Below are 25838 nucleotides of genomic sequence, written 5' to 3' on the forward strand. Positions count from 1 at the left end.
GTTGTGCGTCGGTCGCCCGCCTGCCACCTGGCCGTTCGGCCGATTGTGGCGTGTACCTGCCTGCCGTTAGATTCACTGCATCTTTTTTTGTGGGGACTGCAGATGAATCGGTACATCACTTACTTTCCCTGGTCGCGCGGCTTCACGCTGACAGAAACGCTTGTCGTCGTGGCATTGCTCGCTGTGCTTGCCGTTGCCGCGACGCCCGGTATCACGGCGTGGCGCGCGCGCGATCAGGTCGACGCGCGTGCCCGCGTCCTGCTCGGCACGTTTGCATACGCACGTAGCGAAGCGGTGCGCCGCGGCGCACGCGTCACGGTTTGCCGCGCGGACAGCGCGGGCAACTGTCTTGCCGCAGGTGCGGCTTGTCCGTCAGGCGCGGCTGACTGGTCGTGTGGATGGGCCGTGACCGTGGCGCAAGCTGGCGCAACGTCGGCGCTTCGCATTCAGTCCGGCTTGCCCTCCGTGAGCGTGAGCGGCGCACTGACCGCGATTGCGTTTACTCCGCCGGCCGGGCAGGCGATCGGCAGCTTGCGTAACTTCGAACTTGCGCCGCGGCCTACGTCGCCCGCAACGAGCGGCAACCGTTGGCGGCGCTGCATTCGCATCGCGGCCGGCGGGCGGGCGCGGATGACCGAGGGCGCGTGCGGAGCATCGTCATGAAGCCGGTTCGATACGCACTCAACCGCGGAACGTCGCTGATCGAAGTCATGCTCGCCGTCGCGCTCACTGCCGTCACGGCACTCGGGCTCATGGCAACGCAGCTATGGATCGCGCGCCACGCGCACGCCTCCGAAGTACATGAGCGTGCGGCCCTCGTCGCCGATGCGGTGGCGGAATCGATGCACGCGTTCGATGTATCGGACGCGGTCAACGCAGACGTGACTGGGGAATGGAAGCGTCGCGGTGCCGACGTCGCGTCAGGAGCGGCGGTGTCTGTTCTGTCGCGCGGCAATGCGTCCGTGGCGATGGTGGCGTGGCCGGCTGTGCGAAGCGCGTCGGCCGCTGGCGAGATCGTCGATCCTGCCGCTTCGTGCGGCGACGTTCCGGCGCCGTCGAGTATGGAATGCGTGGCCATCGCGTTTGCGCAATGAGGGCACCCATGTGCTGTACCGACGGCCACGTTCGCGGCTTTGCCAAGGTCCCTACGAAGAGGTGTCCCACTGGCCACACGTTGCTCGAACTCACGATCGCCATCGCGCTCGGACTCGTGGTCACGATGGGCACCGTCACGCTCTATCGGTCCCAGCGCGCTGCGTTCACCGCAGCGGCTGACCAGGAGCGCATGCGCGAGGCCGGCATGGCCGCACTCGTGCTGATCGGCGACCAGATACAGATGGCGGGCTTCGCTCCGGCCACCGTGTTTGCCGCCCCGGCGCTCATGCCGCTATTCGGTTGTGCCGGTGCGCGGCCCGTCGGCCCCGACGACGCTCCCGCCTGCGAAACGCTGGCGGGAAATGCGCGATCGGACGGCCTCGCCTTGCACTACGTCGGCGACGCGGTATCGACGTGGCCTTCGGCGACCGGTCAGCCGACCGACTGTCTGGGCCAGTCCGTTGCGGAGTCAGGGGGCGCACTGGACGCCGGCTCGGCCACCATCGTCAACCGCTACTACGCGAAGACAAGCGGTTCGACCGGCGAGCCTGAGCTCTATTGCGAAGGGGCGGGAAGACCTGGCGTTGCCCAGCCTCTAGTGGAGGGCGTGGAACGTCTGCGCCTTCGCTATTGGATTGCCGGCGTGCAGTACGCGGTCGACGCGTCGGCTGTGGCTCGCGATCAGTGGAGCCGCGTGGTGGGCGTGGACCTGTGCGTGCAGGTGCGCGGCACTGCTACCGGACGCCACGTGCGCTATGTGGATTGCGATGGCATCCCGGTTTCGCCCACTGACGGCAGAGCGCGGACCACCTTTTCACGTTACGTCGCGGTTCGCAATAGCCAGGTGGAATCGCCATGACGAATAGCCATGGCGCGCCGTGCCTGCATCGGCAAACGCGATTTGCGAAGCTCTCGCTTTCGGCTCACACCGCAGCGAGAATTTGCAGCTCCGTCAGGAACAGGGCAAAGCGGGGCGCCGTGCTGCCCGTCGTACTCGTGATGATCTCGACCATGCTCGTTTCATCCGCGGCGTGGCTTGAGATGTCGTTGATGTCTTCACGGCAAGTGAACGCGGTCGAGGATCATCTCCAGGCATTTCATGCCGCGGACGCAGTGCTCACGCTTTGCGCCAGAACGCTCGTTTCGAGCCGCAGGCCCGCTGTCGATGCGGCGTCCGTAGCCAGCCTCGCGCAAAGCGAGCCGCAAAACTGGCAGAGCGAACCGTGGTTCGAGGCCAATGCGTTCGCGCCCGTTCCACAGTGGCCCGGATCTATCGCGCCGCCGCAGTGTGCCGTCGAAGCATGGCTTATCGCTGCGCGTCCGCGGGCCGAGGCGTTCGTCGTCACGGCGAGGGGATTTGGTGCAACGCGCGAGACCCAAGTGTGGCTGCAACTGCAAGTCGTGATCGAGGACAGCCACGTGGCGCGGCACTGGCGGCGTATTGCGGCGCGGCCGTTTTGAGCGGAGGAAATGAGCGAGATGAGACCGAACGCAGAACGCGCCTTCACGTTGCTCGAACTTGCCATCGCGTTGGCAATTGCCGGGGTGCTTGCCGCATTCGCGATCCCCTCGTACCGAGGCCAGGTGGCAAGAGCACATCGGGTCGACGCGACGGCGGCGTTATATCGCGCGGCACAGTTCGTCGAAGCAGCGGCACCGGGCAGCATTCAGGAACTGCCGGCCGGTTTCGACCAGGCGCCGTTATCCGGCGCCGCGATCTACAAGATTCGTCTGCTGGCCGCCGACAACACCAATGGAGGCTATGCGATCGAAGCGGAACCCACGGAGGCGGGGCCTATGCACGGCGATGCGTGCGGCACATTCGTGCTGGAGGCAACGGGCCGCCGATGGAATCGCGGCGGCCCCGTAACAGGCGCGACCGCTACCGATGACTGCTGGAGCGCCAGATGACGCGGCCATACAAAGGAGCGTGGGCAAGAAGCGGTGCGGTGCCGGCATCTTCCTGCGCCGGCGAACAGCGGCAGGGAACGCAGTGCGCACCTACATCTGTGAAGCTCATTCGCACAGTGTGGCGTCGGCCCGGAGGCAGGTTATTCGCTTATGCCCATGCCACCGTCCGCAGCGTCGGCGGACTCCTCGGCTTCACGCTTTTCCGCCTGGACCTGCCGCCAGATGCGGAATGCTTCCCACGCACCCAGCGCGACGGCGCCCCACTTGAGCGCTGGCTTTGCCCCTTTGACGAGGCCAGCGCGAAGCGGCTTGGCGAGCAACAGCGAGAGCAGCGAGCCGACAAGCGGATGGTCTTTCAGCAGCAGGCCGATGCTCGCGCTCCTCGCGCCGCCTTGCCCGAACATCGGCAAGAGGAAGCGCAGCCAGCGGAAATGCGTCACGGCCTGTTTCAGTTCGAACGTTGCTTCGGCGAGTTCCATGCGCTCTACGTCGGCTCGCACGAGCAGCAGTTCTTTACGCAATGCCCGAAGTTGCGGCGCGGCGAGGTCCTTCGGCGGAGGGCGTTTGGGACGGAAGGCGGTGTCCGTTCGGTTCTGGCTCATGGCGAGGGCTGAGGCAAAAGGGTTGAGGCAACGGATTCGGCAGCGGACCCGGTCACCGGTTCAGACGACTGACAAGACGGCGGTCCGGCAACTACGGGTACAACGCATGAACGCAACATACGGAGGCAATACATCGGCGCAAACACATGGGCGGCACATGAAGGCCGACGCGCGCCCATTCATCCGCCCTCAGTCTTTCCTGAACAACTCGCGGTCCTTCTCGAACTCGGCGAGGGTGGATTCGAAGACGAGCGGCGCGTTGCGCAACCCATTGCGTGCCTTAAGCGCACAGAACAATGCGGCCAGCGCGTACACCGCCGTAATCGCGGCCAGCGCCTGCCATCGCCAGGTGTCCCAGAATGCGATGGCCACCAGCGCAGTGAGGGCGATCAAGGCCATCGTGGCCAGCATCATCGCGGCGAGTCCGAGAAACAGCACGCCGAGCAGGCGATCCTTCTCCTCGGCCAGCTCGATACTGATGAGCTCGAGCCGCGTATGCAGGATCGAAAATATGGAGCCGACTATGCGGCGCACCGGACCGTGACCCGCACGTTGCGATTGAGTATCTGTCGTCATGGCGAGAGTGCGTTGCGCGCGTCTGGGCGCGAGAAGATGCGGACCGGCGCGCAAACGGCCGGCACGGGAGGGCGGCGGCACACCGGAAGCGGAACTCCGGCGGCCACGCCGTGCGTTACTTGCGGTTGATCAGCAGGCCGAGCAGCACGCCGACGCCGGCCGCGATACCGATCGAGGTCCACGGATGTTCGTGCACGTAGTCGTCGGTGGCGCGGGCCGCTTTCTTGCCTTTCTCGATGACCACGACCTGGACGTCCGCGGCTTTTTCCTTCGCCTGTTTCAGACGCGTGAGCGCGGTCTCGCGCAGTTCGGAGGCTCGCTCGCCGGTGGCGCTCGCGGCCTGCTTCAGCAGGTCTTCAGCGTCCGCGAGAACAGTTTTGATATCCGACATCAGTCTCTCCTTGTTGACTTCTGACATTGACAGCTCCCTTCGGGTCACGCTACGCATGAATCGTAGTCAAAGAAACGGGCGGTGGCGAGCAAGCCGCGCGGCACGTGCCCCGGGGCGACGCACGATCCGTTCCTGCCGCTGCCGGCTGCACGGGCCACCGTTGATCGTCGATGATCCCATGACGGAGTGGATCTGTCCCGCAAAGTTTCCACCATCGTGCCCGAAATTACAAAATCTCATAAAGTAGTGACGCGATGTTTGTTCGTGGTGCAGGCCTCTGCTCGTATGCTGTAAATTTGTCAGCCCGGCCAGAGATTCCTGGGCGGGCCCGAACCCTTCAAGGAGCCGCATCATGAGTCTACGTCTTGGCGACATCGCGCCCGATTTTGAACAGGATTCGACCATTGGCCGCGTCAAGTTTCATGAGTGGCTGGGCGATAGCTGGGGCGTGCTGTTCTCGCATCCCGCCGACTTCACGCCGGTGTGCACGACGGAACTGGGCCTGACCGCGAAACTCGCCAGCGAATTCGAGAAGCGCAATGTGAAGACGATTGCGCTCTCCGTCGACAACGTCCAGTCGCACAAAGACTGGATCAAGGACATCAACGAGACCCAGGCCGCCAGCGTCGGCTTCCCGATTCTGGCCGACGGCGATCGCAAGGTCTCGCAGCTCTACGACATGATTCATCCGAACGCGAACGAAACGCTCACGGTGCGTTCGCTCTTCGTGATCGATCCGAAGAAGAAGGTGCGGCTCATCATCACCTATCCGGCCAGCACGGGCCGCAACTTCGACGAAGTGCTGCGCGTTATCGACTCGCTGCAACTCACCGACAACTACCAGGTTGCTACGCCCGGCAACTGGAAGCAGGGCGAAGACGTGGTGATCGTGCCGTCGCTGCAGGACCCGGACGTGATCAAGCAGAAGTTCCCGAAGGGCTACAAGGCGCTGCGTCCGTACCTTCGCCTGACGCCGCAGCCGAACAAGTAAGCGGCAACGCTGCGCGCCACAACGAAAAAGCCACGCCGGCGAACCGGCGTGGCTTTTTTCATGCTGCTGCCAACGACGTGTCGGCCGCGAGGCCGCACCCCCCACACGAGCGATCCCATCTCTCGAACACGCGTCCGGACGCGCGATCAGTTCATCAGAAAAACGCCTGAATGCCCGTCTGCGCGCGGCCAAGAATCAGCGCGTGAATGTCGTGCGTGCCTTCGTACGTATTCACGACCTCCAGATTCACCAGATGCCGCGCCACGCCGAATTCATCCGAGATGCCGTTGCCGCCCAGCATGTCGCGCGCGAGCCGCGCGATGTCGAGCGCCTTGCCGCATGAATTGCGCTTCATGATCGAAGTGATTTCCACGGCCGCCGTACCTTCGTCCTTCATGCGACCCAGGCGCAGCACGCCTTGCAGGCCGAGCGTGATTTCGGTCTGCATGTCGGCGAGTTTCTTCTGGACCAGTTGATTGGCGGCGAGCGGACGCCCGAACTGCTTGCGGTCCAGGACGTATTGCCGCGCCGTGTGCCAGCACGATTCCGCGGCGCCCAGCGCGCCCCACGCAATGCCATAGCGAGCCGAATTGAGGCACGTGAACGGGCCGCGCAGTCCGCTCACGTTGGGCAGCATGTTTTCCTGCGGCACGAAGACTTCGTCCATCACGATTTCGCCCGTGATCGACGCTCGCAGCCCCACCTTGCCGTGGATGGGCGGCGACGAAAGGCCCTTCCAGCCTTTCTCCAGGATGAAGCCGCGAATGGTGTCCTGGCCGTCTTCCTCGAGCTTCGCCCAGACCACGAACACGTCCGCGATCGGCGAATTGGTGATCCACATCTTCGCACCCGAGAGCGAGAAGCCGCCGTCCACCTTCTTCGCGCGCGTCACCATGCTGCCCGGGTCGGAGCCGTGGTTCGGCTCGGTCAGCCCGAAGCAGCCGATCCATTCGCCCGTGGCGAGCTTCGGCAAGTACTTTTGCTTTTGCGCATCCGAGCCGAATTCGAAGATCGGCACCATCACGAGCGACGATTGCACCGACATCATCGACCGGTAGCCCGAATCGACGCGCTCCACCTCGCGCGCGATCAGCCCGTAGCTCACGTAGTTGAGGCCGGGGCCGCCGTACTGCTCGGGAATGGTCGGACCGAGCAGACCCAGTTCGCCCATCTCGCGGAAGATGCCGGCGTCGGTGCGTTCGTGGCGGAAGGCTTCGAGCACGCGCGGCGCGAGCTTGTCCTGCGCGTAGGCTTGCGCGGCGTCGCGCACCATGCGCTCGTCTTCTGTGAGCTGCTGGTCGATGAGCAGCGGGTCGTCCCAGTGGAACCGGGCGGTATCGGCCATGACGTCTCTCCTCGATCTGGCTGGAATCGTGCTTGACTGATGTTCCGCTATGCGGAACAATGTTTTGCAAATCAGCGCTCAGTGTACACGCGTTGTGCGGCCTGTGCAGCTATCCCGGGCTGCCGGACCGGTGTTCCCGCAGCCCACACATTCATCGCACCCAGCCCTCCACCGTTCGCCGCCATGTCCAGCTCGTCCGACATTACCGCATCCGATTCCACTGCCATCGACGAGCGCAAGTTCGTCGTCGCACTCGCCCGCGGGCTCGATCTGCTGCGCGCGTTCCGTCCGGGCGAGACGCTGCTCGGCAATCGCGATTTCGTGGAACGCACGGGGCTGCCCAAAGCCACGGTCAACCGCCTCGCCTACACGCTGACGGCGCTCGGCTATCTGCGTTTCGACGAGGCGCTGGGCAAGTACGCGCTGGATGCCGGCGTGCTTTCGCTCGGCTTCGCGCTGCTCTCGGGCACGGACACGCTCGAACTCGCGCGGCCGCACATGCGTACCTTCGCGCGCGAGGTGGGCGCGGCGGTGTCGCTGGGCTGCCGCGATGGTCTCGACATGATCTATCTCGACACCATCCGCAGCGAAACGGCGCTTACGCTCGGGCTTGCGCCGGGCTCGCGGCTCTCCATGCTGACGAGTTCCATGGGTCGCGCGTATCTCGCCGTGCAACCGGAGGACGTGCGGGCATCGTTGCTCGCGGAGTTGAAGAAGGCGGCGGGCAGGGGCGGCGCGGCGCAGGTCGCGGCGGCGCAGCGCGAGATCGACGCGTTTGCGGGCGAGGGCTGCTGCTATTCGTTTCGCGACTGGCACGACGACGTCAACGCCGTCGCGGTGCCCTTGCGCGAGCCGCGCGACGGCCGCCTGCTCGTGCTGAGCTGCAGCGGACCGGCATCGTCGATGGACGAGGAGGTGTTTCGCTCGCGGGTTGCGCCAAAGCTCAAAGCACTCGCGCGAAAACTCGGCGCGACGGTCTGATGCACCGGCCACGTCCGCCTGAAACGCAGACCAATCACAGGAAAGAAACCGAAGAACCCGACGCGCCCGTTCAGGGTCGCCGGCTCACATCGCCCGCTCAGGTCCCCCGTTCAAGCCGCCCGGTCGCTGTGCAGCGCGAAAAGCGGTCCCTGTACGAAGCGCACGTCGTATTGCTGGAGCAGATCGAACTGCGCAGCATCGCGCACGCCGCTGAAGATGAGCGGAATGCGCAGCCTCCCCGCGTAGCCCACCAGCGGCTTCACCATCGAATCGCGCAACGCCGCGCCCGCGTCCATCTTGATGAAGTCGAGGCGCGCCATGTCGGATACCGAGAGGATCTGCCCCGCGTTCGGCAGATTGCCCGCCACCTTGAACCCGTAAAGCTGATAGCTCTTCGTGAGATAGCCGAGAAACGTCTTGTGCGCCACGGCCGCGGGCGGCAGCTCGATCACCACGCGCGCCGGATTCAGTCCGAACGAGATGAGCACGGTCGAAAAGTGCCGCCCGTGGTCGTACTTCACGCTCTTCAATAGCCGCTCGTGCACGCGCAGAAACAGCAGCCCGTGTTGCTGCGCGCCGAAGAAATTGATGGCGTGCATCGCGCGCGCCATGCGGTCGAGCGCGACGAGCTGCTGGTCGTCGGTGGCGTAGTCGAGCGGCTCGAACGGCTCAGGCCGCTCGCCGTCTGTGCGCCGGGTGATGGCCTGAAAGCCCAGTTCGTCGCCGAACCGCTCGGCGCTCTCCGGCTCGGACGACAGCGACTGCGCGAGCCCATGCACGCTGATATCGAAGATGGGCTCGTAGGCGCTGCCGATCTCCACGCCGCCGAAGTGCGCGACCGCGTGTCCCTGCTGCGCGCCGGTGCCCATGGCGAGGTGCTCGCCGAGGAATGGGTGCTCCGCCGCACGGGCGACAAGTTCTGAGGTGGTGAGGGCAATCATCGTGATGAGTGTGCGCTTGAGGCGCCGTCGGGCCGCGCAGGTCGGGCCGCTTTATGCGTGGATGGTAGCAGTCTGCGCTCGCGGCACATGGACAGATTGGTCATATCCATATCGGTGCCGCTGCCTTGCAGGCGCAGGCCAGGGTTTACGTTGATTTCACTAATCGTAATTCGTTTTACCATGCGTAAATTCTTCGGCTGCGACACATCGGCGCACCGGGAGACCCTATAAGCGAGGAGACGCACTCATGACCGCCACCCACGACCCTTTCCCTCCGCCGCGCCCATCGCAGGCCGCGGCCGCCACGCTCGACGTGGAGCGCGTGCTCGCGCAAGCGCATCGCCCGGGCTTCCAGGTCTTGCTGCTCGTGCTGTGCGGGCTGTGCCTCGTGATCGACGGCTTCGACGCGCAAGCCATGGGCTACGTGGCGCCCAGCGTGATCGGGGAATGGCACGTGTCGAAGGCGGCGTTGGGGCCGGTCTTCAGTGCGAGTCTCTTCGGCATGCTGCTGGGCGCGCTCGCGCTTTCCGTGCTGGCGGACCGTATCGGGCGGCGTCCGGTGCTGATCGGCGCCACGGCGTTCTTCGCCGCCGCCATGCTCGCCACGCCGTTCGTGTCCACGATTGCCCAGCTCATGGTGCTGCGCTTCGTGACCGGGCTTGGCCTCGGCTGCATCATGCCGAACGCAATGGCGCTGGTGGGCGAGTTCTCCACGCCGGCACATCGCGTGAAGCGGATGATGCTGGTCTCCTGCGGCTTCACGGTGGGCGCAGCGTTGGGCGGCTTCGTGAGCGCCGCGCTGATTCCCGCCTACGGCTGGCGCGCAGTGTTCTGGGTGGGCGGCTTCGTGCCGCTGCTGCTGGCTGCTGCGATGATCGCGGTGCTGCCGGAGTCGCTGCAATTCCTCGTGCTCAAGGGCCATCTGGCGCGCGCCCGCCGCTGGCTCGCGAAGTTCGACCCGACGCTCGCCGTGTCCGATGCGACGCGCCTTGTCGTGCGCGAGAAGGCCGATGCCGGCGCCCCCGTGGCCGAGCTCTTTCGCGCCGGCCGCGCGCCCGTGACGCTGATCCTCTGGGGCATCAGCTTCATGAACCTGATCGACCTGTACTTCCTCTCGAACTGGCTTCCCACGGTGATGCGCGCCGCGGGCTACACGCCTGCGACGGCGGTGATCGTCGGCACCGTGCTGCAGACGGGCGGCGTGATCGGCACGCTGCTGCTCGGCTGGTTCATCGAGCGGTTCGGTTTCGTGCGCGTGCTGCTCGCGTGCTTCGCGGGTGCCGCGGTGTTCGTGGGCGCGATCGGCAGCGTGGCGCACATGCTGCCGTGGCTGCTTGTTGCCGTGTTCGCGGGCGGCTTCTGCGTGGTGGGCGGACAGCCCGCCGTCAACGCGCTCGCCGGTCACTATTACCCCACCACGCTGCGCTCCACGGGCATCGGCTGGAGCCTCGGCATTGGCCGCGTGGGCTCGGTGATCGGGCCGCTCGTGGGCGGGCAACTGATTGCGCTCAACTGGTCCAACGCGGCGTTGTTCCATGCCGCGGCCGTGCCCGTGGTGTGCTCGGCGCTGCTCGTGGTCGTGCTCGCCGGCTTGTCGCGCACCGGCGCCGGTGCCGTCGTGGATCCCGCGTAACGCGCACTCATCTCGTCTCAGTTTTCATCGTTCCAGGGAGAACCGTTCCCATGACCCACGCTCAACCGCTTCGACACGAGATCGAACCGGGCTACCAGTCCGGCTTCGCCAACGAATTTGCCACCGAAGCGCTGCCCGGCGCGTTACCTGCGGGCCGCAACTCGCCGCAGCGCGCGCCTTACGGGCTTTATGCCGAGCAGCTGTCGGGCACGGCGTTCACCGCGCCGCGCTCGCATAATCGCCGCACGTGGCTGTATCGCATCCGTCCCGCCGCGATGCATCAGCCGTTCACGGCGTTGCCGTCGGAGCGTCTTGTCGCCGACTTCGGCTCGGTGCCGCCCACCTCGCCGAACCAGCTGCGCTGGGACCCGCTGCCCATGCCCACCGCGCCCACGGACTTCGTGGACAGTTGGGTCACGATGGCCGGCAACGGCTCGGCCAACGCGATGAGCGGTTGCGCGATTCATCTGTACGCCGCGAACCGCTCGATGAAAGACCGCTATTTCTACGACGCCGACGGCGAACTTCTGATCGTGCCGCAGCAAGGGCGCCTCGCCATCGCCACGGAAATGGGCCGGCTCGACATCGAGCCCTTCGAGATTGCCGTGATTCCGCGCGGCGTGCGCTTCACGGTGAGCCTGCCGGACGGCGAAGCGCGCGGCTATATCTGCGAGAACTTCGGCGCGCTGCTGCGCCTGCCGGATCTCGGGCCCATCGGCTCGAACGGACTGGCGAATCCGCGCGACTTCCTCACGCCGCACGCGGCCTACGAAGACCGCGAAGGCGCCTTCGAACTCGTCGCGAAAATGGACGGCCGGCTGTGGCGCGCGGACATCGGCCATTCGCCGCTCGACGTCGTCGCGTGGCACGGCAACTACGCGCCGTGCAAATACGATCTGCGCCGCTTCAACACCATCGGCTCGATCAGCTACGACCACCCGGACCCGTCGATCTTCCTCGTGCTCCAGTCGCAAAGCGATACGCCGGGCGTAGACGCCATCGACTTCGTGATCTTCCCGCCGCGCTGGCTCGCCGCCGAAGACACGTTCCGGCCGCCCTGGTTTCACCGCAACGTGGCGAGCGAATTCATGGGTCTCGTGCACGGCGTCTACGACGCGAAGGCCGAGGGCTTCGTGCCCGGCGGCGCGAGCCTGCACAACTGCATGACGGGCCACGGGCCGGATGCCGAGACGTTCGAAAAAGCCTCGGCTATCGACACCTCGAAACCCAACAAGGTGGCCGACACGATGGCCTTCATGTTCGAAACGCGCACGCTGATTCGCCCCACGCGCTTCGCGCTGGAAACGGCGCAACTGCAGGCGCATTACTTCGAGTGCTGGCAAGGCCTCAAGAAGCACTTCAATCCGGAGCAACGATGACCTACGCGACACCGTCCGCCGCCGCAGACGCGTTGAAGGCGACGCTCGATCCGTCGCGAAAGAGCTGGATCGAAAGCGCGAACAATCCGCTGTGCGACTTCTCCATCCAGAACCTGCCGTTCGGCGTGTTCAGCGACCCACGCAATGCACGCAACGCACGCAACACTGGGCGCCGCGTAGGCGTGGCGATCGGCGACGCGATCGTCGACCTCGCGGCGCTCCACGACGCAGGGCTGCTCACGTTGCCGGCGTTGTCCGACGATGCGGCGCGCGAGGTGCTGAATGCCGCCGCACTGAACGCGTTCATGGCCGCGGGCCGTGACGTATGGCGCAGCGTGCGCGTTCAACTGAGCGACCTGCTCGCTCGCCACGACGATAACGGCAGCGATAACGACAACGCCAACGCCAACGCGGCCCTGCGCGACGACGCTGCACTGCGCGAGCGCGTGCTGGTGCCCATGGCCGACGCCACGCTGCATCTGCCCGTCGATATTCCGGGCTACACGGACTTCTACTCGTCGAAGGAGCACGCCACCAACGTCGGCGCCATGTTTCGGGATCCGAAGAATGCGCTGCTGCCCAACTGGCTCGAAATGCCGATCGGCTACAACGGACGCGCGTCGTCGGTGGTCGTGAGCGGCACGCCGGTGCGCCGCCCCAACGGCCAGCTCAAGTTGCCCGAGCAAGAGCGCCCCGTATTCGGCGCGTGCCGCAAGCTCGACATCGAACTCGAAACGGGCTTCTTCATCGGCTGCGGCAACGCGCTCGGCGAACCGATCGCCTGCGAAGCGGCCGAGGACCACATCTTCGGCATGGTGCTGCTCAACGACTGGAGCGCGCGCGACATTCAGCAGTGGGAATACGTGCCGCTTGGTCCATTCAACTCGAAGGGCTTTGCCACGACGATCTCGCCGTGGGTCGTGACGCTCGACGCGCTCGAACCGTTTCGCGTGCAGCAGCCGGCGCAGGAGCCGCAGCCGCTGGCTTACCTGCGCCACAGCGGCCGGCACGCGTTCGACATCGCGCTGGAAGTGCGGCTGCGCGCCGACGGCGCGCGCGAGGCCACCACGATCTGCCGCACGAACTTCCGCCACCTGTACTGGACGATGGCGCAGCAGCTCGCGCATCACACCGTGGCGGGCTGCAACACGCGCGTGGGCGACCTGCTGGGATCGGGCACGATCAGCGGCCCGACGGAGGACTCGTACGGCAGCCTGCTCGAACTCACGTGGAACGGCAAGCGGCCCGTCGTGCTGAAAGAGGGCGGCACGCGCAGCTTCATCGAAGACGGCGACGAACTCACGCTGGCGGGCTGGTGCCAGGGCGATGGATATCGCGTCGGCTTCGGTATTTGCGCGGGGACGATCCTGCCGGCGTTGCCCGTGAGTGAATGAGCGAGGGCGCGGGCGTTGGCTCAACTCGCCATGCGGCCGCGCGACGCGGTTTCGACCAGCGCGCTCCGCTTGGCCGCAGCCCAACGCCACATCACGGTCAGGGCGCCACCTGCGCGCCGCCGCGCCGCTTCTCCATCACCGCGGCAACGAGGAACGCCAGGGCGCCGGCGAACAGCACGCCGATGAGCGCATCGTTGCCCACGCGCTTCATCAGCGTGCCCGCGATCAGCGGTCCGCCGAAGCTCGCCGCGCTCCACGTGGCACCCAACAGCGCGCTGGCGGATACCAGCGCGCTGCCGCGAAAGCGCTCGCCGCACGCCACGATCGACAGCGTATAGACGGCGCCCGCCGCCGCGCCCAGCACGAACAGCAGCGGCCAGCGCAGCCATGACGCGCCCACGGCCCACGGCAGCAGCGGCAGAAGCAGCAGCACCACGAGCCCCGCGCCCAGATGGACCCGTTCGCGGCCCAGGCGGTCGGCGAGCCAGCCAATCGGAAACTGCAACATCGTGTCGCCCGCGAGCGTGACGGAGGCGAACAGCACCGCTACGCCGCCGGGTATGCCGTGCGCCATCGCGAAGAGCGGCATCAGCGAAAGGGCGAGGGTGTCGAAGAGCGCGAAGAACGCTGTCGCGAGCACGAGCGCGGGCATGAGCGGCAGCACGTGACGCCAGGTGTCGTGCGGCTCGTGTGCGCCCGCTTGCCGCGGCGTCGTGCGGATGGTGGCGAGCATGGGCAGCGCGGTGACGAAGATCGCCCCGCACAGCACGAAGCGCCACGCGGACAGGTTCGCGATCTGGCTCACCAGCACGGGCCCCGCCATCTGGAACAGCGTGAACGTGGTGGCGTAGACGGCCACCACGCGGGCGCGCGTGGCGTCGTTGGCCAGTTCGTTGACCCAGGCTTCGCCGATCGTGAAGAGCAGCATCAACGCCGCGCCGCATAGCGCACGCAGCGCGGCCCAGACCCACAGGTCAGGCGTTGCCTGCATGAGCGCCGTGGCCGCGGCCACGATGAGCACGGCGCCGAAGATCACCTGCCGCCCGCCGAAGCGCTGCGTGATCCAGGCCGTGACGGGCACCACGAGCAGACCGCCACCGGCCTGGGCCGCGGTGAGCAGGCCGACGACGTCCGTGCCGTAACCGGCGTCGGTGAGCGCGAGCGCCGTGAGCGGAAGCGTGGCGCCGGAGCCGAGTCCGACCACGGCCACGCTGAGAATGAGCGCGAAGAAATCGCGAGTGAGGATCGCCTTCATCGGGCGGGATGCTACTACGGGAGGCCGCGAGCGGTCCGCGACGAGCGCTGTTCGCTATGCGCAGGTACTCGGCTTCGACATCGGCACGCGCTGCGCACGCCGCTCCAGCGTTGCCGAAACGAACGTGAGCGCGAGCGCCCCCACCGCCATCGAAACGCCCACCCACGGCAGTGAAGTCAGCGGCGCGCCGGCGCCGATGGCCACGCCGCCCAGCCACGCGCCCGTCGCGTTGCCCAGGTTGAAGGCGCCCTGGTTGAGCGTGGAGGCGAGATTCGGCGCATGGCTTGCGCGATCGACGATCAGCATCTGCAGCGGCGGCACAATCGCGAACGCGAGCACGCCCCACACGAACACCGTCGCCATAGCGCCGACGGTGGAATGCATGGTCACCGCGAATACCGTTTCGATGGCCGCGATCAGCACGAGCACCGTGAGCAGCGACGGCATGAGCCGCCAGTCCGCAAGCCTGCCGCCCAGCGTGCTACCCACCGTGAGCCCCAGGCCGAAGAGCAGCAGCACGAGCGTCACGGCGTGCGGCGTGAAGCCCGTCACGTCTTCGAGAATCGGCGTGATGTAGGTGAACACGGAGAACAGGCTCGCCGACGCCAGCACGCTGATGCCGAGCACCATCAGCACCTGCGGGTTCTTCAGTACCGTGAACTCGTGCACGAGGCTCGCCTTCTGCATCTCGATCTTCGCGGGCAGGCAGACGGCGAGCGCGATGGCCGCGGCCACGCCGATACCCGTCACGGCCCAGAACGTGGCGCGCCAGCCCGCGAGCTGGCCGAGCGCCGTGCCGAGCGGCACGCCCAGCACGTTGGCGAGCGTGAGTCCGGTGAACATGAGCGCGATGGCCTGCGCGCGGCGATTCGGCGCGACGAGCCCCGCCGCCACCACGGACCCGATGCCGAAGAACGCGCCGTGGCAGAACGCGGTGACGATGCGCGCGGCCATCAGCACGGCGTAGCCCGGCGCGATGGCGCACAGCAGATTGCCCACGATGAAGATGCCGATGAGCCGCATGAGCGCCTGCTTGCGCGGCATGTTGGCCACGACGATGGCGACGATGGGCGCGCCGATCGTCACGCCGAGCGCATAGGCCGACACCAGCATGCCCGCGGCCGGAATGGAGACGGCGAGGTCGCGCGCCACGTCGGGCAGAAGCCCCATGATGACGAATTCGGAGGTGCCGATGCCGAATGCGGCAACGGCAAGAGCAAGCAGGGGCAAGGGCATGATGGCGCGGCGGTGGGCGTGGGCCAGGCGCTCGCGCGTTCTCGGGGTAAGGACGCAGGCGGAGGGCCAAGTGAAAATCAGTAGGGGATTTTACCTAAGCCGAAAACGCGTTGAAGCGGCTGCTGAAGTGTGTTGTTTTTCGCCTAATCCATTCATCGGAAAGGGTTTTCGGCAGCTTCCCCGGTCCGCGCGTCGATCGCGGCCACGTCCGTTCAATCGCCCTCGGTGCCGAACTCTTTGCCGTGGCGTCCCGCGCCTGCGGCGAAGCGCGCCGCGCCCGCCGCGCCTTCTTCGATCAGCGCCTGATAGCCGCCGGCGCCTTCGCGGCGCAGCGCTTCGGCCAGATCGTCGAGCGGGCTGTTTTCCAGCGCCGAGCGGCGGTCGGCACGCAGCGCGCCTTGCGGAAGCGCGGCGAGTTCCGCCGCGAGTTGCTGGGCCGCTACGAGCGCCTCGCCCTTCGGCACGACGCGATTCGCGAGCCCGAACGCGAGCGCTTCGTCGGCGTGAATGGCGCGGCCCGTCAGGATCAGGTCGAGCGCGCGAGAAAGCCCGATGAGCCGCGGCAGCCGCACCGTCCCGCCATCGATCAGCGGAATGCCCACGCGTCGGCAGAACACGCCGAGCACCGCGTCGGCCTCCACCACGCGCAGGTCGCACAGCACGGCCAGCTCGAGCCCGCCCGCCACCGCGTAGCCCGCAATGGCCGCGATCACGGGCTTCGCGAGCGTCATGCGCGTGGGGCCCATCGGACCTGGGCCGCTGCCGTCGGCGTGAATCTCGTTGCGACGCGCGTCGTCGGCGAGCGCCGTGAGGTCCGCGCCCGCGCAGAACGTGCCGCCCGCGCCGTAGAGCACGGCCGCGTGCCAGTCGGGATTCGTCTCGAAGCGGTGAAACGCGGCGGCGAGCGCTTCGGCCGTCGGACGGTCCACTGCGTTGCGGCGTGCGGGACGATCCAGCACGATCGTGGCCACCGCGTCCGTCGCTTCGATTCGCACGTATTCGCTGAAGGTTTCGCAGATCATGCCGTTCTCCATGTATAGACTGCGGTATGCGCCTTGCTTCTGCCATGCGTCTTCGCTTGCGACGCGGCGTTCATGCACCTCGCATGGGCGTCGCGAACCGGCGTGCGAGCTTGCGCAGACGCGCCTCGCATGTCACACGGGTTTCACCGGCCGCTCGTAGCTTAGGCGCTTTTTTGAGACCCGCGAAGCGACGACGGCGGCCCTCGCCGCATGCGCAACGCGGGCTGCCGGAATCGCCCACGGGGCGATCGTCGCAGGAATAGCTCTGATCTTTCGTTCTGGTTTTTTCATGCTCATGTCCGATTCGAGTGCTGTGCCGCGCGGCTTCACCGAGCCGCTCTGGACCATTCCTCTGGCCAATCACCGGCACTACGACTACGTGCGTCTGAAGCGCGTGTTCACGGCGGACGGTTCGCGCCACGAGGTGGTGATCGTCGACGTGCGCAGGCTGCTGCAATGCGCGGATCGCGACGACACCGACTACGTGCTCAAGCCCGTGCACGAGTGGCACGTGGGCAAGGAACGCGGCATCCGCGAATTTCTCGACCCCGACAACGAGCGCATTCCCGAGATGCCTTACGTGACCATCACGCGGCGCCGCTCGCCGGGTTTTCTCGGCTGGATCGGCGTGGAGCACGTGGGCGTGGTGGCGTTTCGCAACGGTCAGCACCGCGCCCGCTATCTCGCCGACGCCGGCGCCGAGTGGCTGCCCGTCGAGGTGCACGAGCGCGAGGCGAAGCTGCTGCGCGAGTATTGCGGTCTGCCCGAGCCCGCACCGGAACTCGCGCTGTACGGTCAGGCCGGCAGCTGAACGAGGTTGCGCGGCTCGCCGTCGCGCCACGCCGCGAGGTTGGCAAGCGTGGTGCGCGCGATCTCGTCCATGGCTTCGCGCGTGAAGAACGCCTGGTGCGCCGTGACGATCACGTTCGGAAACATCAAGAGGCGCGCGAGCACGTCGTCTTGCAGCGGGCGGTTCGAATGGTCCTCGAAGAAGAGGCCGCCTTCTTCCTCGTAGACGTCGAGACCCAGGTGTCCGAGCTGACCGCTCTTCAACGCGCCGATCAGCGCGTTGCTTTCCACGAGTCCGCCGCGACTCGTGTTGACGAGCATGGCGCCGCGCTTCATTTTCGCGATGGCGGCGTCGTCGATCAGATGGTGCGTGGACGGTAGCAGCGGGCAGTGCAGGCTCACCACGTCCGACTCCGCGAGCAGCGTGTCGAGCGGCACGTATTGCGCTCCGAGCGCGAGCAGGTCCGCGGCGGGCGTGCCGGGGTCGTAGGCCAGCACGCGCATGCCGAAGCCCGCCATGATGCGGCCGAACACGCGACCGATCATGCCCGTGCCGATCACGCCCACCGTCTTGCCGTGCAGGTCGAAGCCGAGCAGCCCGTGCAGCGAGAAGTCGCCTTCGCGCGTGCGCGCCACGGCGCGCGGCAGCCTGCGGTTCAGCGCGAGAATCAACCCCACCGCGTGTTCGGCCACGGCATAAGGCGAGTACGCGGGCACGCGCGCCACGGGCAGTTGCAGACGCGCGGCGGCCGCCAGGTCCACGTGATTGAAGCCCGCCGAGCGCAGCGCGATGAAGCGCGTGCCGCCTTCGCGCAGGCGTTCGAGCACGGCTGCGTCGAGCGTGTCGTTGACGAACGGGCACACCGCGTCGAAGCCGCGCGCGAGCACGGCGGTATCCGCGTCGAGGTGCGACTCCTGGAAGTGAAGATCGAAGCCGAAGGCAGCGTCGGCCGCGTTCGCCGCGTTGAAGGTATCGACGTCGTACTGGCGGCTGCTGAAGAGGATCATGCGCATCGTGATGCTCCGGCTGGGTGAGACCATCGCGCCGTGCCGGGGGGCAAGGCAGGCGCGATGGCGAGTCGGTGTTGGCGATATGAAGCGGTCCGAGGGAGGCGCACGAGCGCCTCGGACAGCGATGGCGAGCGTGCCAGCGTTGGCGCGCGAATGCAAACGCGGGCGCTGCGGTGCCGGGCAGGGCACGCACGCAGTACGTGCGCGAACGGTGCGGGCACGGCCGAAAAGCTTGCGCAATCCGGGCAATGAGTGAATGATCGTTTGCTTCGGTCGCCTGCTTCAACCCGCAGCTTTTATCTCGTCATTGTCATCACCATGTCCACTTCCTCGTCCGCTTCCGTACCGTGTCCCGACGTCGAGTCGCTCGACGCCATCCTTCCCGAAGAGCCGCTTCTGATGATGGGCGCCGGTCCCGTGCCGATTCCGGCCGCCGTCGCCAAGGCCAACGCCATCGTCATCAACCATCTGGGCGGCACGATGGCGAAGGTGGTGGACCAGGTGAAGACGATGGCGCGCTACGTCTTCCAGACACGTTCGAAGTGGGTGCTGGGCGTGGCGGGGCCGGGGTCCGCCGCGATGGAAATGGCCATCTGCAATCTGGCCTGGAACGGCACGCGCATGCTTGCCATCCAGAACGGCTTCTTCAGCGCGCGGATGGCGGAGATGGGCCGCCGCGTCGGCGCGCAGGTGTCCACGCTCGAGGTGCCCGACCGCGAGATCGTGGCGCTCGAACAGGTGGAAGCGGCGCTGCGTCGCGAGCGTCCCGAGATCGTCACGATCGTGCAGGGCGAGACCTCCAACACGGTGTGGAACCGGCATCTCAAGGACGTTGCCGCGCTCGCGAAGGCGCGTGGCGCGCTGGTGATCGTCGATGCCGTCTGCACGCTGAGCACGATGCCGCTCGAGATGGACGCATGGGGCATCGACGCCGTCATCACGGGCGGACAGAAGGGCCTGTCGTCGATTCCGGGCGTCTCGCTGATCGCGTTCTCCGAGGCCGCATGGCAGCGCATGAAAGGCCGCGATGCGCCGAATACGCACTGGTGCCTCGACGCATCCCTCGCGGAAAACTTCTGGCACAACGCGGGCTATCACTACACGGCGCCGGTGTCGGGCGTGCTCGCGCTGCACGAGGCGCTGCGGCTCGTCTGCGCGGAGACGCTGGAGAAGCGCTTCGCGCGTCACCACAAGTGCTCGGTGGCGTTGCAGGAAGGCGTGACCGCGTTGGGACTCAACCTGTACACGCCCGCGGCGTGCCGGCTGAGTTCGGTGGTGGGCATCGAGGTGCCGCAGGGTCTGAGCCCCGGCGACATCTGCGCCTACATCTCACGTCAACATCAGGTGGAGATTTCGGGCTCGTTCGGCCTGCCCATCGTGCGGATCGGCCAGATGGGCGAGCAGTGCCGCGAGCACAACCTGTTCAGGACGCTGCACGCGCTGGGCCGCACGATGATGGAACTGGGCGCGCCCGTGGATCTGCCCGCGGGCGTGGCAGCACTGGAGAAGTCGCTGTCGGGAAGCGGCCGGACGGCGGCGCGCCAATAGACGCCTTGCCTCAGGTGGCAGCCGGCGCGTTCGGCACCTTGGCGTTGCGCGAGTTGAGCATCGCCGCCAGTGCCACGCCGCCGGCGGCTGCGAGCGCCGCGAACAGATACACCGTCGCATAGCCGAACTCGCCCGCCACGTAGCCCGCGAGCGGACCCGTCACGCCGAGCGAGAGATCGAGAAACACCGAATACGCCGAGAGCGCGGCGCCGCGGCTCGCGGGCGGCACGAGCGCCACGGCTTCCACGCCGAGCGCCGGAAAGATCAGCGCGAAGCCGAAGCCCGTCAGCGCGGCGCCCACGAGCGCCACGTGCGGCACGGGTGCGAGCCATAGCAGCAGAAGTCCGAGGCACTCGCACGAGAACGAGACGATGGCGACGCGAAAGCCGCCATAAGTCTTGATGGTGTTCGCGAACAGCAGCCGCGCGCCGATGAAGAGCGTGCCGAACACCGTGAGCGAAAGCGCCGCGTTCGGCCAATGCTTCGCGGCGTAGAAGAGCGTGATGAAGGTGGCGATGGAGCCGAAGCCCGCCGACCCGAGCGCGAGCCCCAGGCCGTGCGGCAGCACGCGCGTGAAGACGCTGCGGTACGACATGCGCTCGCCGTGCACGATGGGCACGGTTGTCATCGGCCGGGCCAGCGTGTAGCCGAGTGCCGCCAGCGCGATTACCACGACGCCGAGCGACCAGAACCCCACCGTGTGCGAGATGGCCACGCCGAGCGGGGCACCGAGCGCCAGCGCGCCGTAGGTGGCGATGCCGTTCCACGAAATCACGCGCGCGTTGTTGGTCGTGCCCACGCGCCCGATGCCCCAGAGAATCGCGCCCGTGCCCACCAGGCTTTCGCCGAAGCCGAGCACGAGGCGGCTCAAGACGAGCAGCGTGAGGCTGACCGCGGGCCAGTGTCCCGCGAGCACGGCGAGCAGCAGGAGCGCGCCGCTCGTGCCGCAGCCGATCAGCCCGATCGACACCGTCTTCTTCGGCCCCAGCGTGTCGGCCGACCGGCCGGCGAGCGGCCGCGACGCGAGCGTCGCGAAGTACTGGACGCTGATGGCCGCGCCCGCGAGGATCGTGCTGAACCCGAGGTCGTCGTGCACGTAGCCCGGCAGCACCGCGAGCGGAATGCCGATGGTCAGGTAGCAGAGGAACGTGAAGAAGACGACCGGAATGATCCGCAGGGTCGTGGCAAACTCGCTGCGAGGACGCGCTGAATCGGTGGGCATGGGGAAAACGAGGGGTTGAAAATTGCGCAAAGGCGTGATTTTCACATGGAACCGGTTCTCCCGCAGGCGTGCCCTTTTTATTTCCCGCGCGGTTTTCCTGTTTTTCGCCCCCGCCGCGGCCGCTTATGAATCGCGTGTGGGTGCATTTATCGGCGCCGCGATATGCCGCCCATGCTCGTGCCGCTATGGGTTGCCAATATTGACGGTGATAGCGTTCCAACCGTCCCCCGCAGCAGCGGCGCCTGCCTGCCCGGTCCGCCCGACCGAATGTGCCCGACCAGGTCAGTCCGACCGGGTCTACCCGACCGGATCCATCCAACGAGTCACGAAACATGAGCCAGCCGATCCGCTTCTATCACCGCAACGCCGTTCGCGAAGTCAGCGACGCGCCGGTCACCCGCACCGTTCTCCAGTACCTGCGCGAAGACGCGCGCTGCACCGGCACCAAGGAAGGCTGCGCCGAGGGTGACTGCGGCGCCTGCACGGTCGTAATCGGCGAGCCGGACGGCGCGGGCGGCGTGGCCTTCAAGGCGGTTAACGCGTGCATCCAGTTTCTGCCCACGCTCGACGGCAAGGCGCTCTTCACCGTGGAAGACCTGCGCCAGCCCGACGGCTCGCTGCACCCCGTGCAGCAGGCAATGGTGGATTGCCACGGCTCGCAATGCGGCTTCTGCACGCCGGGCTTCGTCATGTCGATGTGGGCGCTTTACGAGAAGCACGGTCACGAGCACGCCGAGCACGCGTCGTGTGCCGCGGGATGCGCGCAGACCACCGTGCCCACGCGCGACGAAATCGCCAACGCGCTCACGGGCAACCTGTGCCGCTGCACGGGGTATCGCCCCATCATCGAGGCGGCCGAACGCATGTTCGACGCCGACCCGCCGAAGGCGCCCGTCGATACCGCGGCGCTCGCGCGCACGCTCGCTTCCATCGCGCGTACCGAAACGTTCGAGTACGAGCACGCGGGCCAGCGGTTCGACGCGCCGCGCACCGTCGACGCCCTCGCGCAGATCAAGGCCGCGCGCCCCGAGGCGCGCATTCTCGCGGGCAGCACGGACATCGGCCTGTGGGTCACCAAGCAGATGCGCGAGCTGGGCGACGTCGTCTATGTCGGGCAGGTGGGCGAGATGCAGCGCATTGCCGTATCCGACGAATGGATCGCAATCGGCGCGGGCGCGACCGTCGAGAGCGCCTATGCCGAACTCGCGAAGCACTACCCCGAACTCACGGAGATGTGGCAGCGCTTCGCGTCGCTGCCCATTCGCAACGCGGGCACGCTGGGCGGCAACGTGGCGAACGGCTCGCCCATCGGCGACTCGATGCCGGGGCTCATCGCGCTCGGCGCGCGCGTCGTGCTGCGCGGCGGCAGCGTGACGCGCGAGCTGCCGCTCGAAGACCTGTACCTCGCGTATCAGAAGAAGGACATGGCGCCGCACGAGTTCGTGGCCGCGCTGAAGGTGCCCACGCGTACGGGCGCGCGGCGCAATCTTCGGTTTCGCACCTACAAGCTCTCGAAGCGCTTCGACTCGGACATCTCCGCGGTATGCGCCGCGTTCGCCTTCATCGCGGATGGCGACACGATCCGCGAGCCGCGCGTCGCGTTCGGCGGCATGGCGGCCACGCCGAAGCGTGCGGTGCGAGTCGAGCATGTGCTGGCCGACGCGCAGTGGCACGAAGCCACGGCACAGGCCGCGATGCTCGCGCTCGCCGAAGACTACGCGCCGCTCACCGACATGCGCGCCACGAGCGACTACCGGCTGGAAGCCGCGAAGAACACGCTGTACCGCTTCTGGCTCGAAACGCGGCCGCACGATCCGCTGCCGCGAGAAGCGCTCGACGTGCGCGCGGTGACAGCAGAAAGCGCTGCGGGATGAGGGCATCGTACGAGCGGCGGCGCGCGCAGCGAAAGTGACGCAAGCGTGTCGCTCCTGCACCGCATGCAATGACACCGCCGGCACCATCGGCATCAGCACCCGACAAAAACGACAGTCAGCAGGGATACGGAGATTCACCGAATGAACCAGCAAGCCGAACCGTTCCTGAAGGAGCCCGTCGACGCCGCGGAATTCGCGCAGGTCCACGTGTCGCGTCCGCACGAGTCCGCGCACCTGCACGTGAGCGGCCGCGCCACGTACACGGACGACATTCCGCTCCTGGCCGGCACGCTGCACGCGGCGCTCGGGCTGGCGGAGAAGGCGCACGCGAAGATCGTCTCGATTGCGTTCGACAAGGTGCGCGCCACGCCCGGCGTGGTGGCCGTGTTCACCGCCGAAGACATCCCCGGCGTGAACGACTGCGGCCCGATCGTCCACGACGATCCGGTGCTGGCCGACGGCGTCGTGCAGTACGCGGGTCAGCCCATGTTCATCGTGGTCGCCACGTCGCACGAAGCCGCGCGTCTTGCCGCGCGCCGCGCGGAAGTGGTCTACGAGGAGCTGCCTGCCGTGCTCACCGCGCAGCAGGCGCGCGCGGCGCAGCAGTACGTCGTGCCGCCGATGAAGCTTGCGCGCGGGGACTCCGGCGCGAAGATCGCGCGCGCCGCGCACCACGTGGCGGGCGAGATGACGCTGGGCGGTCAGGAGCAGTTCTATCTGGAAGGGCAGATCGCCTACGCCGCGCCGAAAGACGACGACGGCATGCACGTGTGGTGTTCCACGCAGCATCCGAGCGAAATGCAGCACCTCGTCGCGCACATGCTCGGCGTGCCGTCGCACAACGTGCTCGTGGAATGCCGGCGCATGGGCGGCGGCTTCGGCGGCAAGGAATCGCAGTCGGGGCTGTTCGCGTGCTGCGCGGCGCTCGCCGCGTGGAAGCTGCTGTGCCCGGTGAAGCTGCGCCCGGACCGCGACGACGACATGATGATCACGGGCAAGCGCCACGACTTCCACTACACCTACGAAGCGGGCTACAGCGACGACGGTTTGATCGAAGGCGTCGCCGTGGATATGACCTCGCGCTGCGGCTTTTCAGCGGACCTCTCCGGTCCCGTGATGACGCGCGCGGTCTGCCATTTCGACAACGCGTACTGGCTGCCGGACGTTTCCATCGCGGGCTTCTGCGGCAAGACCAACACGCAGTCGAATACGGCGTTCCGCGGCTTCGGCGGACCGCAGGGGGCGTTCGCCATCGAATACATCATCGACGACGTGGCGCGCAATCTCGGCCTCGATCCGCTCGAGGTGCGCCGCCGCAACCTCTACGGCAAGACGCACAACAACGTGACGCCGTACGGGCAGACCGTGGAAGACAACGTCATCCACGAACTGATCGACGAACTCGCGGCGTCGAGCGACTACCGTGCGCGCCGCGAGGCCGTGCGGGCTTTCAACGCGCGCAACGCGGTGTTGAAGAAAGGCATCGCGCTCACGCCCGTGAAGTTCGGCATTGCGTTCAACGTCACGCATTTCAACCAGGCCGGGGCGCTCGTCCACATCTATACGGACGGATCGGTGCTCGTGAACCACGGCGGCACGGAGATGGGCCAGGGGCTCAACACGAAGGTCGCGCAGGTGGTGGCGCACGAACTGGGCGTGAGCTTCGCACGCGTGCGCGTGACGGCGACGGATACGAGCAAGGTGGCGAACACGTCGGCCACCGCGGCGTCCACCGGTTCCGACCTCAACGGCAAGGCCGCGCAGGATGCGGCGCATCAGTTGCGCGCGCGGCTCGCAGCGTTCGCCGCGGAGCGCTACGGCGCAGGCAGCGTGAGCGCTGCGGACGTGCGCTTCGCCAACGACACCGTCGTGGCGGGCGACGCCGTGGTGCCTTTCGACGAAGTGGTGGCGAAGGCTTACCTCGCCCGCGTGCAGCTGTGGTCCGATGGCTTCTACGCCACGCCGAAACTGCATTGGGACCAGGCGAAGCTGCAGGGGCGGCCGTTCTTCTACTACGCGTACGGCGCGGCGGTCTCCGAGGTGGTGATCGACACGCTCACGGGCGAAATGCGCGTGCTGCGCGCCGATGCATTGCACGACGTGGGCGCGTCGTTGAATCCCGCGATCGACGTGGGCCAGGTGGAGGGCGCGTTCGTGCAGGGCATGGGCTGGCTCACCACCGAAGAACTCTGGTGGAAGCCCGACGGCAAGCTCATGACGCACGCGCCGTCCACCTACAAGATTCCCACCGTGAACGACATGCCCGCCGATTTCCGCGTGCAGCTGTTCAAGAACCGCAACGCCGAAGAGAGCATCCACCGCTCGAAGGCCGTGGGCGAGCCGCCGCTGCTACTGCCGTTCTCGGTGTTCTTCGCGATTCGCGACGCGGTGGCGGCCGTGAGCGACTACAAGACGAATCCGCCGCTCAACGCGCCGGCCACGGCCGAGGAAATTCTCAAGGCGGTGCGGGCTGTGCGGGGCGGTGCAGTGGCAAGAGTGGCGAGCACGGCGAGCACGGCAAGCGAAAGCGCTGCAGGCACGCCGCACGAAGCGGTGTAACGCGAGGCAGTAGAGGGAGCACAGCGCCATGAGTCCGAGCCATCATCCTTCGCCGCGTGCCGGGAGCGCGAGCGTGGCAGCGA

The 25838-nt window shown here is 66.9% G+C and carries 24 protein-coding genes; 14 read left to right on the forward strand and 10 right to left on the reverse strand.

Going from position 1 to position 25838, the window contains the following annotated elements; all coding sequences use genetic code 11:
* Positions 1 to 102 precede the first annotated feature (102 nt).
* The 5 genes from U0042_RS22160 to U0042_RS22180 all read left to right on the forward strand — a co-directional run bounded on the left by U0042_RS22160 (position 103) and on the right by U0042_RS22180 (position 3006).
* Entirely contained in the window at positions 103 to 663 is a 561-nt protein-coding gene (locus tag U0042_RS22160) for a GspH/FimT family pseudopilin (protein ID WP_114809114.1), read from the forward strand.
* Positions 660 to 1094, forward strand: a complete 435-nt coding sequence (locus U0042_RS22165; protein WP_114809113.1) for a type IV pilus modification PilV family protein — start codon at positions 660 to 662, stop codon at positions 1092 to 1094. Before U0042_RS22160 ends, U0042_RS22165 begins: the two co-directional genes overlap by 4 nt.
* An 8-nt stretch (positions 1095 to 1102) precedes the next feature.
* The gene (locus U0042_RS22170; RefSeq protein ID WP_114809112.1) at positions 1103 to 1954 is read left to right on the forward strand and encodes a PilW family protein; all 852 of its coding nucleotides are present in this window, start codon (positions 1103 to 1105) and stop codon (positions 1952 to 1954) included.
* Positions 1955 to 2145: 191 nt separating this feature from the next.
* Complete coding sequence (locus tag U0042_RS22175) at positions 2146 to 2556, forward strand: pilus assembly PilX family protein (RefSeq protein WP_232833220.1); 411 nt, start codon at positions 2146 to 2148, stop codon at positions 2554 to 2556.
* 18 nt (positions 2557 to 2574) lie between these two features.
* Positions 2575 to 3006, forward strand: a complete 432-nt coding sequence (locus U0042_RS22180; protein WP_114809499.1) for a type IV pilin protein — start codon at positions 2575 to 2577, stop codon at positions 3004 to 3006.
* Positions 3007 to 3146: 140 nt separating this feature from the next.
* On the opposite strand, the gene U0042_RS22185 is transcribed toward U0042_RS22180, so the two are convergent.
* The 3 genes from U0042_RS22185 to U0042_RS22195 all read right to left on the reverse strand — a co-directional run bounded on the left by U0042_RS22185 (position 3147) and on the right by U0042_RS22195 (position 4602).
* Positions 3147 to 3608, reverse strand: a complete 462-nt coding sequence (locus U0042_RS22185; protein WP_114809110.1) for a DUF3318 domain-containing protein — start codon at positions 3606 to 3608, stop codon at positions 3147 to 3149.
* Positions 3609 to 3797: 189 nt separating this feature from the next.
* Positions 3798 to 4184 carry a phage holin family protein gene (locus U0042_RS22190; RefSeq protein WP_042299634.1) on the reverse strand — a complete coding sequence of 129 codons (387 nt, stop codon included), beginning with the start codon at positions 4182 to 4184 and terminating at the stop codon, positions 3798 to 3800.
* A 115-nt stretch (positions 4185 to 4299) separates the two neighbouring features.
* A complete protein-coding gene (locus U0042_RS22195) occupies positions 4300 to 4602 on the reverse strand; it encodes a DUF883 family protein (RefSeq protein WP_114809109.1) in 303 nt (100 codons plus the stop codon).
* 325 nt (positions 4603 to 4927) lie between these two features.
* Between U0042_RS22195 and U0042_RS22200 the strand changes: the two genes are divergently transcribed.
* On the forward strand, positions 4928 to 5566 hold the full coding sequence (locus U0042_RS22200) for a peroxiredoxin (protein WP_114809108.1): 639 nt from the start codon (positions 4928 to 4930) through the stop codon (positions 5564 to 5566).
* A gap of 154 nt (positions 5567 to 5720) precedes the next feature.
* Here the strand turns inward: U0042_RS22200 and U0042_RS22205 are convergent, their stop codons facing one another.
* Positions 5721 to 6911, reverse strand: a complete 1191-nt coding sequence (locus U0042_RS22205) for an acyl-CoA dehydrogenase (RefSeq protein ID WP_114809107.1) — start codon at positions 6909 to 6911, stop codon at positions 5721 to 5723.
* A 183-nt stretch (positions 6912 to 7094) separates the two neighbouring features.
* On the opposite strand from U0042_RS22205, the gene U0042_RS22210 reads away from it, so the two are divergent.
* Positions 7095 to 7892 carry an IclR family transcriptional regulator gene (locus tag U0042_RS22210; RefSeq protein ID WP_114809106.1) on the forward strand — a complete coding sequence of 266 codons (798 nt, stop codon included), beginning with the start codon at positions 7095 to 7097 and terminating at the stop codon, positions 7890 to 7892.
* Positions 7893 to 8002: 110 nt separating this feature from the next.
* Here the strand turns inward: U0042_RS22210 and U0042_RS22215 are convergent, their stop codons facing one another.
* Positions 8003 to 8833, reverse strand: coding sequence for an EAL domain-containing protein (locus U0042_RS22215; protein ID WP_114809105.1), 831 nt, complete (start codon positions 8831 to 8833; stop codon positions 8003 to 8005).
* Positions 8834 to 9080: 247 nt separating this feature from the next.
* Here U0042_RS22215 and U0042_RS22220 point away from each other — a divergent pair, with 247 nt between their 5' ends.
* From U0042_RS22220 to fahA, 3 genes are read left to right on the forward strand one after another with little or no spacing between them, the layout of a single operon-like run.
* The gene (locus U0042_RS22220) at positions 9081 to 10466 is read left to right on the forward strand and encodes an MFS transporter (RefSeq protein ID WP_114809104.1); all 1386 of its coding nucleotides are present in this window, start codon (positions 9081 to 9083) and stop codon (positions 10464 to 10466) included.
* Positions 10467 to 10516: 50 nt separating this feature from the next.
* A complete protein-coding gene (hmgA, locus tag U0042_RS22225) occupies positions 10517 to 11845 on the forward strand; it encodes a homogentisate 1,2-dioxygenase (RefSeq protein WP_114809103.1) in 1329 nt (442 codons plus the stop codon).
* Positions 11842 to 13239 carry a fumarylacetoacetase gene (gene fahA / locus U0042_RS22230; protein WP_198665213.1) on the forward strand — a complete coding sequence of 466 codons (1398 nt, stop codon included), beginning with the start codon at positions 11842 to 11844 and terminating at the stop codon, positions 13237 to 13239. Before hmgA ends, fahA begins: the two co-directional genes overlap by 4 nt.
* 97 nt (positions 13240 to 13336) lie before the next feature.
* On the opposite strand, the gene U0042_RS22235 is transcribed toward fahA, so the two are convergent.
* The 3 genes from U0042_RS22235 to U0042_RS22245 form a co-directional block, all read right to left on the reverse strand.
* Positions 13337 to 14494, reverse strand: a complete 1158-nt coding sequence (locus tag U0042_RS22235; RefSeq protein ID WP_114809101.1) for an MFS transporter — start codon at positions 14492 to 14494, stop codon at positions 13337 to 13339.
* A gap of 54 nt (positions 14495 to 14548) precedes the next feature.
* The gene (locus tag U0042_RS22240; RefSeq protein WP_114809100.1) at positions 14549 to 15730 is read right to left on the reverse strand and encodes an MFS transporter; all 1182 of its coding nucleotides are present in this window, start codon (positions 15728 to 15730) and stop codon (positions 14549 to 14551) included.
* Positions 15731 to 15942: 212 nt separating this feature from the next.
* The gene (locus U0042_RS22245; RefSeq protein ID WP_114809498.1) at positions 15943 to 16752 is read right to left on the reverse strand and encodes a crotonase/enoyl-CoA hydratase family protein; all 810 of its coding nucleotides are present in this window, start codon (positions 16750 to 16752) and stop codon (positions 15943 to 15945) included.
* 289 nt (positions 16753 to 17041) lie between these two features.
* Between U0042_RS22245 and U0042_RS22250 the strand changes: the two genes are divergently transcribed.
* Positions 17042 to 17563 carry a plasmid fertility inhibition factor family protein gene (locus U0042_RS22250; protein ID WP_114809099.1) on the forward strand — a complete coding sequence of 174 codons (522 nt, stop codon included), beginning with the start codon at positions 17042 to 17044 and terminating at the stop codon, positions 17561 to 17563.
* On the opposite strand, the gene U0042_RS22255 is transcribed toward U0042_RS22250, so the two are convergent.
* Positions 17548 to 18555: a 2-hydroxyacid dehydrogenase gene (locus U0042_RS22255; RefSeq protein WP_114809098.1), complete on the reverse strand. Its 1008-nt coding sequence runs from the start codon at positions 18553 to 18555 to the stop codon at positions 17548 to 17550. The two genes, U0042_RS22250 and U0042_RS22255, sit on opposite strands and share 16 nt — an antisense overlap.
* 315 nt (positions 18556 to 18870) lie before the next feature.
* Between U0042_RS22255 and U0042_RS22260 the strand changes: the two genes are divergently transcribed.
* On the forward strand, positions 18871 to 20100 hold the full coding sequence (locus U0042_RS22260) for a pyridoxal-phosphate-dependent aminotransferase family protein (RefSeq protein ID WP_114809497.1): 1230 nt from the start codon (positions 18871 to 18873) through the stop codon (positions 20098 to 20100).
* Positions 20101 to 20110: 10 nt separating this feature from the next.
* On the opposite strand, the gene U0042_RS22265 is transcribed toward U0042_RS22260, so the two are convergent.
* Positions 20111 to 21322 carry an MFS transporter gene (locus U0042_RS22265; RefSeq protein WP_114809097.1) on the reverse strand — a complete coding sequence of 404 codons (1212 nt, stop codon included), beginning with the start codon at positions 21320 to 21322 and terminating at the stop codon, positions 20111 to 20113.
* Positions 21323 to 21654: 332 nt separating this feature from the next.
* Between U0042_RS22265 and xdhA the strand changes: the two genes are divergently transcribed.
* Together xdhA and xdhB are read left to right on the forward strand one after the other, a co-directional pair.
* A complete protein-coding gene (gene xdhA / locus U0042_RS22270; protein ID WP_114809096.1) occupies positions 21655 to 23196 on the forward strand; it encodes a xanthine dehydrogenase small subunit in 1542 nt (513 codons plus the stop codon).
* 141 nt (positions 23197 to 23337) lie between these two features.
* The gene (xdhB, locus tag U0042_RS22275; protein WP_114809095.1) at positions 23338 to 25755 is read left to right on the forward strand and encodes a xanthine dehydrogenase molybdopterin binding subunit; all 2418 of its coding nucleotides are present in this window, start codon (positions 23338 to 23340) and stop codon (positions 25753 to 25755) included.
* Positions 25756 to 25838 lie beyond the last annotated feature (83 nt).

Origin of the sequence: Paraburkholderia kururiensis (assembly GCF_034424375.1) — a bacterium.
In the GTDB taxonomy this organism is placed as follows: domain Bacteria; phylum Pseudomonadota; class Gammaproteobacteria; order Burkholderiales; family Burkholderiaceae; genus Paraburkholderia; species Paraburkholderia kururiensis_A.

Excerpts from the sequence above, each read along its gene's own strand:
- U0042_RS22175 (WP_232833220.1), top strand. The coding sequence starts at position 2,146 with ATGTCTTCACGGCAAGTGAACGCGGTCGAGGATCATCTCCAGGCATTT.
- U0042_RS22260 (WP_114809497.1), top strand. The coding sequence starts at position 18,871 with ATGTCCACTTCCTCGTCCGCTTCCGTACCGTGTCCCGACGTCGAGTCG.
- U0042_RS22255 (WP_114809098.1), bottom strand. The coding sequence starts at position 18,555 with ATGCGCATGATCCTCTTCAGCAGCCGCCAGTACGACGTCGATACCTTC.
- U0042_RS22215 (WP_114809105.1), bottom strand. The coding sequence starts at position 8,833 with ATGATTGCCCTCACCACCTCAGAACTTGTCGCCCGTGCGGCGGAGCAC.
- U0042_RS22195 (WP_114809109.1), bottom strand. The coding sequence starts at position 4,602 with ATGTCAGAAGTCAACAAGGAGAGACTGATGTCGGATATCAAAACTGTT.
- U0042_RS22165 (WP_114809113.1), top strand. The coding sequence starts at position 660 with ATGAAGCCGGTTCGATACGCACTCAACCGCGGAACGTCGCTGATCGAA.
- U0042_RS22220 (WP_114809104.1), top strand. The coding sequence starts at position 9,081 with ATGACCGCCACCCACGACCCTTTCCCTCCGCCGCGCCCATCGCAGGCC.
- fahA (WP_198665213.1), top strand. The coding sequence starts at position 11,842 with ATGACCTACGCGACACCGTCCGCCGCCGCAGACGCGTTGAAGGCGACG.
- U0042_RS22205 (WP_114809107.1), bottom strand. The coding sequence starts at position 6,911 with ATGGCCGATACCGCCCGGTTCCACTGGGACGACCCGCTGCTCATCGAC.
- U0042_RS22170 (WP_114809112.1), top strand. The coding sequence starts at position 1,103 with ATGTGCTGTACCGACGGCCACGTTCGCGGCTTTGCCAAGGTCCCTACG.
- U0042_RS22210 (WP_114809106.1), top strand. The coding sequence starts at position 7,095 with ATGTCCAGCTCGTCCGACATTACCGCATCCGATTCCACTGCCATCGAC.
- U0042_RS22245 (WP_114809498.1), bottom strand. The coding sequence starts at position 16,752 with ATGATCTGCGAAACCTTCAGCGAATACGTGCGAATCGAAGCGACGGAC.
- U0042_RS22180 (WP_114809499.1), top strand. The coding sequence starts at position 2,575 with ATGAGACCGAACGCAGAACGCGCCTTCACGTTGCTCGAACTTGCCATC.
- U0042_RS22160 (WP_114809114.1), top strand. The coding sequence starts at position 103 with ATGAATCGGTACATCACTTACTTTCCCTGGTCGCGCGGCTTCACGCTG.
- xdhB (WP_114809095.1), top strand. The coding sequence starts at position 23,338 with ATGAACCAGCAAGCCGAACCGTTCCTGAAGGAGCCCGTCGACGCCGCG.
- xdhA (WP_114809096.1), top strand. The coding sequence starts at position 21,655 with ATGAGCCAGCCGATCCGCTTCTATCACCGCAACGCCGTTCGCGAAGTC.
- U0042_RS22240 (WP_114809100.1), bottom strand. The coding sequence starts at position 15,730 with ATGCCCTTGCCCCTGCTTGCTCTTGCCGTTGCCGCATTCGGCATCGGC.
- U0042_RS22190 (WP_042299634.1), bottom strand. The coding sequence starts at position 4,184 with ATGACGACAGATACTCAATCGCAACGTGCGGGTCACGGTCCGGTGCGC.
- hmgA (WP_114809103.1), top strand. The coding sequence starts at position 10,517 with ATGACCCACGCTCAACCGCTTCGACACGAGATCGAACCGGGCTACCAG.
- U0042_RS22250 (WP_114809099.1), top strand. The coding sequence starts at position 17,042 with ATGCTCATGTCCGATTCGAGTGCTGTGCCGCGCGGCTTCACCGAGCCG.
- U0042_RS22200 (WP_114809108.1), top strand. The coding sequence starts at position 4,928 with ATGAGTCTACGTCTTGGCGACATCGCGCCCGATTTTGAACAGGATTCG.
- U0042_RS22235 (WP_114809101.1), bottom strand. The coding sequence starts at position 14,494 with ATGAAGGCGATCCTCACTCGCGATTTCTTCGCGCTCATTCTCAGCGTG.
- U0042_RS22265 (WP_114809097.1), bottom strand. The coding sequence starts at position 21,322 with ATGCCCACCGATTCAGCGCGTCCTCGCAGCGAGTTTGCCACGACCCTG.
- U0042_RS22185 (WP_114809110.1), bottom strand. The coding sequence starts at position 3,608 with ATGAGCCAGAACCGAACGGACACCGCCTTCCGTCCCAAACGCCCTCCG.